This is a genomic window from Hydrogenophaga sp. R2 (assembly GCF_049843595.1).
GTDB lineage: Bacteria > Pseudomonadota > Gammaproteobacteria > Burkholderiales > Burkholderiaceae_C > Hydrogenophaga.
In genome coordinates, this window is record NZ_JBBHZN010000001.1 from 971,838 (window position 1) to 984,461 (window position 12,624).

8 protein-coding genes are annotated in these 12,624 nt (G+C 67.2%); 3 read left to right on the top strand and 5 right to left on the bottom strand.

The features are described from left to right. Positions 1–2,715, bottom strand: coding sequence for a pyruvate dehydrogenase (acetyl-transferring), homodimeric type (gene aceE, locus WD026_RS04635; protein WP_425722470.1), 2,715 nt, complete (start codon positions 2,713–2,715; stop codon positions 1–3). Positions 2,716–2,888: 173 nt separating this feature from the next. Here aceE and WD026_RS04640 point away from each other — a divergent pair, with 173 nt between their 5' ends. From WD026_RS04640 to folD, 3 genes are read left to right on the top strand one after another with little or no spacing between them, the layout of a single operon-like run. After that, positions 2,889–5,426 (top strand): PAS domain-containing sensor histidine kinase, encoded by a 2,538-nt coding sequence (locus WD026_RS04640; protein ID WP_425722471.1) that lies wholly within the window; start codon positions 2,889–2,891, stop codon positions 5,424–5,426. Beyond that, positions 5,423–6,049, top strand: coding sequence for a response regulator transcription factor (locus WD026_RS04645; protein ID WP_425722472.1), 627 nt, complete (start codon positions 5,423–5,425; stop codon positions 6,047–6,049). Before WD026_RS04640 ends, WD026_RS04645 begins: the two co-directional genes overlap by 4 nt. Beyond that, positions 6,046–6,891: a bifunctional methylenetetrahydrofolate dehydrogenase/methenyltetrahydrofolate cyclohydrolase FolD gene (folD, locus tag WD026_RS04650; protein ID WP_425722473.1), complete on the top strand. Its 846-nt coding sequence runs from the start codon at positions 6,046–6,048 to the stop codon at positions 6,889–6,891. The genes WD026_RS04645 and folD overlap by 4 nt, the downstream gene beginning before the upstream one ends. 87 nt (positions 6,892–6,978) lie before the next feature. On the opposite strand, the gene WD026_RS04655 is transcribed toward folD, so the two are convergent. From WD026_RS04655 to carA, 4 genes are all read right to left on the bottom strand, one after another. Continuing rightward, positions 6,979–7,404 carry a DUF4149 domain-containing protein gene (locus WD026_RS04655; RefSeq protein WP_425722474.1) on the bottom strand — a complete coding sequence of 142 codons (426 nt, stop codon included), beginning with the start codon at positions 7,402–7,404 and terminating at the stop codon, positions 6,979–6,981. A gap of 5 nt (positions 7,405–7,409) precedes the next feature. Then, positions 7,410–7,886 (bottom strand): transcription elongation factor GreA, encoded by a 477-nt coding sequence (greA, locus tag WD026_RS04660; protein ID WP_086119566.1) that lies wholly within the window; start codon positions 7,884–7,886, stop codon positions 7,410–7,412. Positions 7,887–7,993: 107 nt separating this feature from the next. Beyond that, positions 7,994–11,272: a carbamoyl-phosphate synthase large subunit gene (carB, locus tag WD026_RS04665; RefSeq protein WP_425722475.1), complete on the bottom strand. Its 3,279-nt coding sequence runs from the start codon at positions 11,270–11,272 to the stop codon at positions 7,994–7,996. After that, complete coding sequence (carA, locus tag WD026_RS04670) at positions 11,272–12,435, bottom strand: glutamine-hydrolyzing carbamoyl-phosphate synthase small subunit (protein ID WP_425722476.1); 1,164 nt, start codon at positions 12,433–12,435, stop codon at positions 11,272–11,274. The genes carB and carA overlap by 1 nt, the downstream gene beginning before the upstream one ends. Between the last annotated feature and the right edge of the window lie 189 nt (positions 12,436–12,624).

Below are 12,624 nucleotides of genomic sequence, written 5' to 3' on the forward strand. Positions count from 1 at the left end.
TCAGGCGTAGAGCGGGTTGATCTTGTCGGCGTCGATGCCGTACTTGCGGATGGCTTCGGCCACCTGCGACATGGGCACGGTGCCCTCCTCGGCCAGACCCTTGAGGGCCGCCACCACGATGTAGTGGCGGTTGATCTCGAAGTGCTCGCGCAGCTTGCTGCGGAAGTCGCTGCGACCGAAGCCGTCGGTGCCCAGCACCTTGTAGGTGCGGCCCTTGGGCAGGTAGGGGCGGATCTGCTCGGCAAAGCTCTTGATGTAGTCGGTGGACGCGACCACCGGGCCGGCGTGGCCGGCGAGCTGCTGGGTCACGAAGGGCACGCGCTGGGTTTCCAGCGGGTGCAGCAGGTTCCAGCGCTCCACGTCCATGCCGTCGCGGGCCAGCTCGTTGAAGCTCGGGCACGACCACACGGTGGCCGACACGCCCCACTCCTTCTCCAGCATCTCCTGCGCAAACAGGCTCTCCCGCAGGATGGAGCCCGAACCCAGCAGCTGCACGCGCGGGGTCAGCTTGGCGCCTTCCTTGAGCAGGTACATGCCCTTGATGATCTGCTCCTCGGTGCCGGCCCTCAGGCCCGGCATGGCGTAGTTCTCGTTGAGCAGGGTCAGGTAGTAGAAGATGTTGTCCTGCTTCTCCACCATGCGCTTGAGGCCATGGTGCAGGATGACGCCCACCTCGTGCGCAAAGGTCGGGTCGTAGCAGACGCAGTTGGGGATGGTGCCGGCCAGGATGTGGCTGTGACCGTCCTCGTGCTGCAAGCCTTCGCCGTTGAGCGTGGTGCGCCCGGAGGTGCCACCCAGCAGGAAGCCGCGGGCCTGCATGTCGCCGGCGGCCCAGGCCAGATCGCCGATGCGCTGGAAGCCGAACATCGAGTAGTACACGTAGAACGGCACCATGATGCGGTTGTTGGTGCTGTAGGACGTGGCGGCTGCGATCCAGCTGGCCATGCCGCCGGCCTCGTTGATGCCTTCCTGCAGGATCTGGCCGGCCTGGTCCTCGCGGTAGTACATGACCTGGTCCTTGTCGACCGGGGTGTACTTCTGGCCTGCCGGGTTGTAGATGCCGATCTGGCGGAACAGGCCTTCCATGCCGAAGGTGCGGGCCTCGTCCACCAGGATGGGCACCACGCGCGGGCCCAGGGCCTGGTCGCGCAGCAGCTGGGTCAGGAAACGCACATAGGCCTGGGTGGTGCTGATCTCGCGGCCCTCGGCCGTGGGTTCCAGCACCGCCTTGAAGTTGTCCAGTGCCGGCACGGTGAAGCTCTCGGAGCTGACCGGGCGTCGCTTGGGCAGGTAGCCACCCAGGGCCTTGCGGCGCTCGTGCAGGTACTTCATTTCCGGCGTGTCGTCGGCCGGCTTGTAGAACGGGATCTTGGGCAGCTCGCTGTCCGGAATCGGCAGGTTGAAGCGGTCGCGCATGTAGCGGATGTCCTCGTCCGACAGCTTCTTGGTCTGGTGGGCGGTGTTCTTGCCCTCACCGGCCTTGCCCATGCCGTAGCCCTTGACCGTCTTGACCAGCAGCACGGTGGGCTGGCCCTCGTGGTGGTAGGCGCGGTGGAAGGCGGCGTACACCTTCTGGGCGTCGTGGCCGCCCCGGCGCAGGGCCCAGATGTCCTCGTCGCTCATCTTGGAGACCAGCTCCAGGGTGCGCGGGTCGCGGCCGAAGAAGTTCTTGCGGACGAACGCCCCGTCGTTGGCCTTCATGGCCTGGTAGTCGCCGTCCAGGGTGTCCATCATGATCTTGCGCAGGGCGCCGTCCTTGTCGCGCGCCAGCAGGGCGTCCCACTCACGGCCCCACAGCAGCTTGATGACGTTCCAGCCGGAACCCCGGAACTCGCCCTCGAGCTCCTGGATGATCTTGCCGTTGCCGCGCACCGGGCCGTCCAGGCGCTGCAGGTTGCAGTTGACGACGAACACCAGGTTGTCGAGCTTCTCGCGCGCGGCCAGGCCGATGGCGCCCAGGCTCTCGGGCTCGTCCATCTCGCCGTCGCCACAGAACACCCAGACCTTGCGCTGCGACGTGTCGGCGATGCCGCGGGCGTGCAGGTACTTCAGGAAACGCGCCTGGTAGATGGCCATCAGCGGGCCCAGGCCCATGGACACCGTGGGGAACTGCCAGAACTCCGGCATCAGCTTGGGGTGCGGGTAGCTGGAGATGCCCTTGCCCGCCACTTCCTGGCGGAAGTTGAGCAGCTGTTCCTCGCTCAGGCGGCCTTCCATGAAGGCGCGGGCATAGATGCCCGGCGCGCTGTGGCCCTGGATGTAGAGCAGGTCGCCGCCGTGGTTGCCGCCGGCATCGGTGTTGTCGGCGTGCCAGAAGTGGTTGAAGCCGACCGCAAACATGTGGGCCAGCGACTGGAAGGAACTGATGTGGCCGCCCAGGTCTCCACCATCGGCGGGGTTCAGGCGGTTGGCCTTGACCACCATCGCCATGGCGTTCCAGCGCATGTAGGCGCGCAGGCGGCCTTCGAGTTCGAGGTTGCCGGGGTTGTGCGCTTCTTCACCGGGCTCGATGGTGTTGACATAGCCGGTGGTGGCGGAGAACGGCATGTCCACGCTGTGCTGACGGGCCTCTTCCAGCAGCTGCTCCAGCAGGTAGTGGGCGCGTTCAGGGCCTTCGCGTTCGATGACGGCGGTCAACGCCTCCATCCATTCGCGGGTTTCCTGGGCGTCCAGATCGGACGCGGTGGTACCGGGGCGGGCGTCGTTCGCTGACATGCGTGTCTCCTGTGGCGTGTTGGTATGGACAGGGCCGCTCCCTGCCGAACGGCGGCATTCTTTCACAGATCAAAAGCCGTTTCAATATCCGGATGGTGATTTCATATTGCGAACTGCGAAGGATGTGTCACGCCGACGCCGGACCCGCGCAGGCCCTCACGTAGACTCGCCCGGTGGTCACGAATTCCTCTCCTCAACCGGCCTCGGTGCCCTGGATCAAACGCTGGTGGCGGCGCCTGCCGCCCTCGCGCCAGGACCGCTTTGCCACGCTGGCACCGCTGCTGTCGGTGCTGCTGTTCCTCACCGCCATCGTGGTGGCAATTGCCTATCTGCGCTACGAGGAGCTGGAGCGCGAACAGGAGGCCGTGACCCGCGATGTGGAGTACGCCCAGCAGCGCCTGCGGCTGCGCCTGCTGGAGCGGCAGGAACAGCTGATGCGGCTGGCGCGCGAGATCGACAACCGCGAGATCGACACCGAGGAATTCACCTTCCAGGCCGAGACCCTGGTGAGCCAGTTTCCCGAGCTGCTGGCCATCAGCTGGGTCGACGGGCGCCGCAACGTGCAGGCCAGCTACGCCTCGCCCAGCGCCCCGCCCGACCTCATCCGCCCCACCGGCACCACGCTCAGCCCGGCCGAGACCGACGGCTCCTTCGACCTGGCCCGCGACCTGCGCCAGCCGATCTATTCGCGCCCCATGGGCAACAACCCGCGCAACGCCACGCTGATGCTGCAGGTGCCGCTGACCGAGCAGGGCCGCTTCAACGGCACGGTCATGGGCGAGTACTCGGTGGACGGCCTCATGCGCTTCGGCATGCCGCCGGAGATCATGGCCCGCTACGCCGTGGCGCTGGTCGACGACAGCGGCCAGGTGCTGGCCGGCACGCTGCAGACGCCCAACACCGTGCTGCGCCTGTTGCCCTGGGCCAATCCGCCCATGGAGCACGAGGTGCCGGTCTCGCCGGTGGGCAACGGGCTCATCCTCAAGGCGCAGGGCTACCGCACCTCGCAGGACATCGTCGGCACCGGCTTCTTCTGGGTCATCGGTGCCCTGTCGGTGCTCACCGTGTGGATGCTGCTGGGCACCTGGCGCCACACCCGTCGGCGCGTGCAGGCCCAGCAGGCGCTCATGACCGAGACCAACTTCCGCCGCGCCATGGAGAACTCCATGCTCACCGGCATGCGCGCGCTCGACATGCAGGGCCGCATCACCTATGTGAACCCGGCCTTCTGCTCCATGACCGGCTGGACCGAGGCCGAGCTGGTCGGCCGCACCGCGCCGTTCCCGTACTGGCCCGAGAGCGACCACGACCTGCTGCTGGCCCGGCTGGAAGACGAACTCAATGGCCGATCCACCCCGGGCGGCTTCGAGGTGCGGGTGCAGCGGCGCAACGGCACCATCTTCGATGCCCGCATGTACGTGTCGCCCCTGGTGGACCCCAAGGGCGTGCAGACCGGCTGGATGACCTCGATGACCGACATCACCGAGCCCAAGCGGGTGCGCGAGGAACTGTCGGCCTCCTACGAGCGTTTCACCACGGTGCTGGAGTCGCTGGACTCCGCCGTGTCGGTGGCCCCCCTGGGCAGCGACGAGCTGCTGTTTGCCAACAAGATGTACCGCCTGTGGTTCGGCACCCGGGGCCACGGGCACCGCCGGCTGGTGGACCTGGCCGGCCACCAGCCGCAACCGTCCCCGGACGATGGCGATGCGGTCGATGCCTTTGCCGGCATGCCCACCGAGACGCTGACGGACGCCGGCGCCGAGAACGCCGAGGTGTTCGCCCCCGAACTCGACCGCTGGCTGGAGGTGCGCACCCGTTACCTCACCTGGGTGGACGGGCGCCTGGCCCAGATGGTGATTGCCAGCGACATCACCCCCCGGCGCAACGCCGAGGAACTGGCCGCCCGCCAGTCCGAGCGTGCCCAGACCGCCAGCCGCCTGATCACCATGGGCGAAATGGCTTCCAGCGTGGCGCACGAGCTCAACCAGCCGCTGACCGCCATCAGCAACTACTGCAACGGCATGATCTCGCGGCTCAAGGACGACCGCATCAGCACCGACGACCTGCTGGCCGCGCTGGAGAAGACGTCCCGGCAGGCGCAGCGGGCGGGCCAGATCATCCAGCGCATCCGGGCCTTCGTGAAACGCAGCGAGCCCAACCCCATGCTGTCGGACGTGGCGCAGATGGTGAGCAACGCCATCGAGCTGGCCGACATCGAACTGCGGCGCCAGCAGGTGCGGCTGACGTCCTATGTGGCGGCCCGGCTGCCGGCGCTCATGGTCGACCCGATCCTGATCGAGCAGGTGCTGATCAACCTCATGAAGAACGCCGGGGAGGCGATTGCCGAGGCCAACCGGCCACCGGGCGAGCGCTACGTGGAGCTGCGGGTCGGTCCGCGCCGGCACGACGACCAGGACGTGATCGAGTTCGAAGTGCGCGATTCCGGCAAGGGCGTGCCCGCCGACATGATCGAGCGCATCTACGAGGCCTTCTACAGCACCAAGAGCGAGGGCATGGGCATCGGCCTGAAGCTGTGCCGCAGCATCGTGGAGTCCCACCACGGCAGGATGCGGGTGGAGAACCTCTACAATGGCGAGGATGTGGTGGGTTGCTGCTTCAGCTTCTGGATACCCATCGCCTCGCGACTACAACCGCAGGCCGCCGACGCAGCGGCCGCGCAGACCCTGACGGACACCGAAAGAGCGAGATGAGTCTGATCCCCAAAAAAGGCACCGTCTATGTCGTCGATGACGACGAGGCCGTTCGCGATTCCCTCCAATGGTTGCTGGAAGGCAAGGACTTCCGGGTCCGCTGCTTTGAATCTGCCGAAGCGTTTCTCAGCCGGTACGACGCCCGCGAAGTCGCCTGCCTGATCGCCGACATCCGCATGGGCGGCATGAGCGGCATGGAACTGCAGGAGCGCCTGCTGGAACGCCAGTCCCCGCTGCCCATCGTGTTCATCACCGGCCATGGCGACGTGCCGATGGCGGTGGAATCCATGAAGAAGGGCGCACTGGACTTCATCCAGAAGCCCTTCAAGGAAGACCAGCTGGTGAGCTTGGTGGAACGCATGCTCGAACACGCGCGCGAAGCCTTCGCCACCCACCAGCAGGCCGCCAGCCGCGACGCCCTGCTGTCCAAGCTGACCAGCCGCGAGGCCCAGGTGCTGGAGCGCATCGTCGCCGGCCGCCTGAACAAGCAGATCGCCGACGATCTGGGCATCAGCATCAAGACGGTGGAAGCCCACCGCGCCAACATCATGGAAAAGCTGGGCGCCAACACCGTGGCCGACCTGCTCAAGATCGCTCTGGGCCAGACGCCCGCCAAGGCATGACCGCACAACTCATCGACGGCAACGCCCTCTCCCGCCAGCTCCGCGCCGATGTGGCCGCCCGCGTCCAGGCCCTCAAGGCCCGGGGCGTCACACCCGGCCTGGCCGTGATCCTGGTGGGCGACAACCCGGCCTCCCAGGTCTATGTGCGCAACAAGGTCAAGGCCTGCCAGGACACCGGCATGCATTCGATGCTGGAGACCTGGGCCGACACCCTGACCGAATCCGAGCTGCTGGCCCGGGTGGATGCCATGAACCGCGATCCGGCCATCCACGGCATCCTGGTCCAGCTGCCGCTGCCGGCACACATCGACGCGCAGAAGGTGATCGAGGCCATCGACCCGGCCAAGGACGTGGACGGCTTCCACATCGCCAGTGCCGGCGCTCTCATGACCGGCATGCCCGGCTTCTGGCCCTGTACGCCCTACGGCTGCATGAAGATGCTGGAGCACATCGGCTTCGACCTGCGCGGCAAGCACGCGGTGGTGATCGGCCGCAGCAACATCGTGGGCAAGCCCATGGCGCTGATGCTGCTGCAGAAGAACGCCACCGTGACCATCTGCCACAGCGCCACCCGGGACCTGAAGGCCCAGACCCTGCAGGCCGACGTGATCGTGGCCGCCGTGGGCAAGCGCAACGTGCTCACCGCCGACATGGTCAAGCCGGGCGCCGTGGTCATCGACGTGGGCATGAACCGCAACGACGCCGGCAAGCTGTGCGGCGATGTCGACTTCGACGGCGTGAAGGACGTGGCCGGCTGGATCACGCCGGTGCCCGGCGGCGTGGGGCCCATGACCATCACCATGCTGATGGTCAACACGCTGGAATCGGCAGAAAGAAGCTGATCCCCCCCGCGCCGCCTGCGGCGTCACCCCCTGAGGGGGCGGCACCGGCGGCCCGGCTGAGCCGGTTCCGCGGTGCCCTGGGCCACTTCATTGCGTGTCGGACGGCTGGCGGGACAACCGCCAAAGGATGGCGCCGGCGCACAACCACTGTCCCAGCACCATCAGGCTGCCCACGCCGTGCCACAGGCGCAGGTCACCGCCGCTGGCGCGTGCGGTGACGATTTTCTGGGCCACACCGAATTCCTGCACCAGCGCCAGCAACATGGCCAGGCACACCAGGCCCAGGGTGTTGAAGGCCTCGGGTGTGGGCTTGTCCCGCTTGATGAGCACCAGCAGCAGGCCGCCGATCACGACACCAGCCCAGCACTGCAGCGAGAAAACCTTGGCCGCCACCGGCCCGGCCACGGCCGGGTTGCCCAGTTGAGCGAACAGCAGCGGCACCGCCAGAAAGCTCAGGGCGCTGATGCCGCCCCACCAGAGGGCAGCGAGCATCAGGGGCAGGCGCTGCAGCATGGCGCTCAGACGTAGCGCACCGCCACGATCTCGAAGCGGCGCACGCCGCCCGGGGCCTGCACCTCGGCGGTGTCGCCCTCTTCCTTGCCGATCAGCGCGCGGGCGATCGGGCTGCTGATGTTGACCAGGCCCAGCTTGAGGTCGGCCTCGTCCTCGCCCACGATCTGGTAGGTGACCTTGGCGCCGCTGTCCTCATCTTCCAGATCCACCGTGGCACCGAAGACCACCCGGCCACCGGCGTCCACCGTGGACGGATCGATGATCTGTGCGGCCGACAGCTTGCCCTCGACTTCGGCGATGCGGCCTTCGATGAAGCCCTGGCGGTCCTTGGCAGCGTCGTACTCGGCGTTCTCGCTCAGGTCACCCTGCGCGCGCGCCTCGGCGATGGCATTGATGACCGCGGGGCGGTCCACGGTTTTCAGGCGGTGCAGCTCTTCCTTGAGCTTCTCGGCGCCGCGCTTGGTGATGGGGATGGTGGCCATGTGGGTGTCTCCAAAAGCAAACCGCCGGGCGTTGCCGCTCGGCGGTGTTCATTAACGCGGCATTATGCCGCGAAAGGCAGGGGCCGGCGGGCGCCGGCCGGGAGGCCTCAGAGCTGCGCGTGCATCTCCTGCACCGAGATCACATCCAGCTGGTCCAGGTACTTCATGCCCTCCACCGCCGCTTCGGCGCCGGCGATGGTGGTGAAGGTGGTCACGCGGGCCAGCAGGGCCGAGGTGCGGATGGCGCGGGAGTCGGTGATGGCGTTGCGGCGCTCTTCCACCGTGTTGATGACCAGGGCGATGTCGCCGTTCTTGATCATGTCCACGATGTGCGGGCGGCCTTCGGCCACCTTGTTCACCGTCTGCACCGGGATGCCGGCGGCTGCGATGGCAGCGGCGGTGCCCCGGGTGGCGACCAGCTCGAAGCCCTGCTCCACCAGCTGGCGCGCCACTTCCACGGCACGCGGCTTGTCGCCGTTCTTGACCGTCATGAAGACGCGGCCCGAACGCGGCAGCTTGGTGCCGGCCCCCAGCTGGCTCTTCACGAAGGCCTCGCCGAAGCTCTTGCCCACACCCATGACCTCGCCGGTGGACTTCATCTCGGGGCCCAGGATGGTGTCCACGCCCGGGAACTTCACGAACGGGAACACGGCCTCCTTCACGCTGAAGTACGGCGGCGTGACTTCAGCGCCGATGCCCTGGGCGTCCAGGGTCTGGCCGGCCATGCAGCGCGCGGCCACCTTGGCCAGCTGGATGCCGGTGGCCTTGGAGACGAAGGGCACGGTGCGCGAGGCACGCGGGTTGACCTCCAGCACGAAGATCACGTCCTTCTTCTGGCCGTTCTCTTCCACTTCCTGGATCGCGAACTGCACATTCATCAGGCCCACCACGCTCAGGCCCTGGGCCATGGCGGCGGTCTGGCGCTTGAGCTCGTCCACGGTGGCCTTGCTCAGGTAGTACGGCGGCAGCGAGCAGGCGGAGTCGCCCGAGTGCACGCCGGCCTGCTCGATGTGTTCCATCACGCCGCCGATGAACACGCGACCCGAGGCATCGCGCACGGCGTCCACGTCGCATTCGATGGCGTCGTTCAGGAAGCGGTCCAGCAGCACCGGGGAATCGTTGCTGACCTTCACCGCCTCGCGCATGTAGCGCTCCAGATCGCGCTGCTCGTGCACGATTTCCATGGCGCGGCCGCCCAGCACATAGCTCGGGCGCACCACCAGCGGGTAGCCCAGGGCTGCGGCCTTCTCCAGCGCCTCGGCCTCGGTGCGGGCGGTGGCGTTGGGCGGCTGGCGCAGGCCCAGGTCGTGCAGCAGCTTCTGGAAGCGCTCGCGGTCCTCGGCGGCATCGATCATGTCGGGGCTGGTGCCGATGATGGGCACGCCGTTGGCTTCCAGGCCCAGCGCCAGCTTCAGCGGGGTCTGGCCGCCGTACTGCACGATCACGCCGACCGGCTTTTCCTTGTCGACGATCTCCAGCACGTCTTCCAGCGTCAGCGGCTCGAAGTACAGGCGGTCGGAGGTGTCGTAGTCGGTGGACACGGTCTCGGGATTGCAGTTGACCATGATGGTCTCGTACCCGTCCTCGCGCATGGCGAGCGCCGCGTGCACGCAGCAGTAGTCGAACTCGATGCCCTGGCCGATGCGGTTGGGACCACCGCCCAGCACCATGATCTTCTTGTTGCCGGTGGGCTCGGCCTCGCACTCGGCGTCACCGTGGCCCTCGTAGGTGGAATACAGGTAGGCGGTGTTGGTGGCGAATTCGGCCGCACAGGTGTCGACCCGCTTGTAGACCGGGCGCACGCCCAGGGCCAGGCGCTGCTGGCGCACGGCGGTGTCGGTGGTGGACAGCAGCTTGGCCAGGCGGCGGTCGGAGAAGCCCTTCTTCTTGAGGCTGCGCAGCGTGGTGGCGTCCAGGCTTTGCAGTGCGCCGGTACCCTTCTCGGCCACCAGCTGGTCCATGGCCAGCTCGAGCTTGACGATCTCTTCGATCTGCACCAGGAACCACTTGTCGATCTTGGTGAACTGGTGCACCTCGTCGACCGACCAGCCGGCGGCAAACGCGTCGCCGACGTACCAGATGCGCTCCGGGCCGGGCTCGCCGAGTTCGCGCTCCAGGGTCTCGCGGTCCTGGGTCTTCTCGTTCATGCCGTCCACGCCCACCTCCAGGCCGCGCAGGGCTTTCTGGAAGCTCTCCTGGAAGGTGCGGCCCATGGCCATGACCTCGCCCACCGACTTCATCTGGGTGGTCAGGCGGCTGTCGGCGGTGGGGAACTTCTCGAAGGCAAAACGCGGGATCTTGGTGACCACGTAGTCGATCGAGGGCTCGAACGACGCCGGGGTGGCGCCGCCGGTGATCTCGTTGCGCAGCTCGTCCAGCGTGTAGCCCACGGCCAGCTTGGCCGCCACCTTGGCGATCGGGAAGCCGGTGGCCTTGGAGGCCAGGGCCGAAGAGCGCGACACGCGCGGGTTCATCTCGATGACGACCATGCGGCCGTCCTTGGGGTTGATCGAGAACTGCACGTTGGAGCCGCCGGTGTCCACGCCGATCTCGCGCAGCACGGCCAGGCTGGCGTTGCGCAGGATCTGGTATTCCTTGTCGGTCAGCGTCTGGGCCGGGGCCACGGTGATGGAGTCACCGGTGTGCACGCCCATGGGGTCCAGGTTCTCGATCGAGCAGACGATGATGCAGTTGTCCGCCTTGTCGCGGACCACTTCCATCTCGTACTCCTTCCAGCCGAGCAGCGACTCTTCGATCAGCAGCTCGTTGGTGGGCGAGGCTTCCAGGCCGCGCTTGCAGATGGTCTCGAACTCTTCCGGGTTGTAGGCAATGCCGCCGCCGGTGCCACCCAGGGTGAAGCTGGGGCGGATGACCACCGGGAAGCCCACGGTCTTCTGCACCGCCCAGGCTTCTTCCATGCTGTGGGCGATGCCCGAACGCGCGGAGCCCAGACCGATCTTGGTCATGGCGTCCTTGAACTTCAGGCGGTCTTCGGCCTTGTCGATGGCCTCGGGGGTGGCGCCGATCAGCTCCACGTCGTACTTGGCCAGCACGCCGTTGCGCCACAGATCAAGCGCGCAGTTCAGCGCGGTCTGTCCGCCCATGGTGGGCAGGATGGCGAAGCCGCCGGTGGCCAGGGGCCGCTCCTTGGCGATGATCTTCTCGACCGTCTGCCAGGTGATGGGCTCGATGTAGGTGACGTCGGCCGTGGCCGGGTCGGTCATGATGGTGGCGGGGTTGCTGTTGATCAGCACCACGCGGTAGCCCTCTTCGCGCAGGGCCTTGCAGGCCTGCACGCCGGAGTAATCGAACTCGCAGGCCTGGCCGATGATGATCGGGCCGGCGCCGATGATGAGGACGGTCTGGATGTCTGAGCGCTTGGGCATTAGTTATTCTCCTGGGCCTGGGTCATCAGCGCGGTGAAGCGGTCAAACAGGTAGCCGATGTCGTGCGGGCCGGGCGACGCCTCCGGGTGGCCCTGGAAGCAGAACGCGGGCTGGTCGGTGCGGGCCAGGCCCTGCAGCGTGCCGTCGAACAGGCTCACATGGGTGGCGCGCAGGTTGGCGGGCAGCGTGGCCTCGTCCACCGCAAAGCCGTGGTTCTGGCTGGTGATGGACACACGGCCGGAATCGAGGTCCTTGACCGGGTGGTTGGCACCGTGGTGGCCGAACTTCATCTTGAAGGTCTTCGCACCGCTGGCCAGGGCCATGATCTGGTGGCCCAGGCAGATGCCGAAGGTGGGGATGCCGGCGTCGATGATCTCGCGCGCGGCGGCAATGGCGTAGTCGCAGGGCTCCGGGTCGCCAGGGCCGTTGGACAGGAACACGCCGTTGGGCTTGAGCTTGAACACGTCGGCGGCCGGGGTGCGGGCCGGCACCACGGTGATCTTGCAGCCGCGGGCGGCCAGCATGCGCAGGATGTTGTGCTTGACGCCGAAGTCGTAGGCCACCACATGGAAGCGCGGGGCGATCTGTTCGCCGTAACCGAAGCCGAGCTGCCATTCGGTCTGGGTCCAGGCGTAGGGCTCGCTGGCCGACACCACCTTCGCCAGGTCCTGGCCGGCCATGCTGGGCGCGGCCTGGGCAGCGGCCACGGCGGCGGCGCGGTGCGCGTCGGTGATGTCTTCGCCGGGAGCGAGTGCCACGATGCAGCCGTTCTGGGCGCCGTGGGTGCGCAGGCGGCGCGTGAGCGCGCGGGTGTCGAGATCGGCAATGGCCACCGTGTTCTCGCGACGCAGGTAGTCGCTGAGCGTCTCCTCCGAGCGGAAGTTGGAAGCCAGCAGGGGCAGGTCTTTGATGATCAGGCCGGCCGCGTGCACCCGGTCGGCTTCCACGTCTTCGCGGTTGATGCCGGTGTTGCCGATGTGCGGGTAGGTCAGCGTGACGATCTGGCGGCAGTAGCTCGGATCGGTGAGGATTTCCTGGTAGCCGGTGATGGAGGTGTTGAACACCACCTCACCCGTGGTCTGACCGGAAGCGCCGATGGAGATGCCAGTAAAGACCGTGCCGTCGGCGAGCGCGAGAAGGGCTTTCGGGTGGACGGGCAGCACGGAGTTCTCCAGTTGTGGGGCGGCAGGACCGGAGCGCCGGCGGCAGGTGCCGCGCAGGACCACTCTCCGCTGGATCCGGACAGGCCGGATGCCGAAGGCGGCGGGGAAATCCTGGGGTGAGAAGCCGGGGCGCGCTGGGCGTGCGCTGATTGCGGGTAAACCGCGGAATTATAGCCCGCGCCGAGGGGT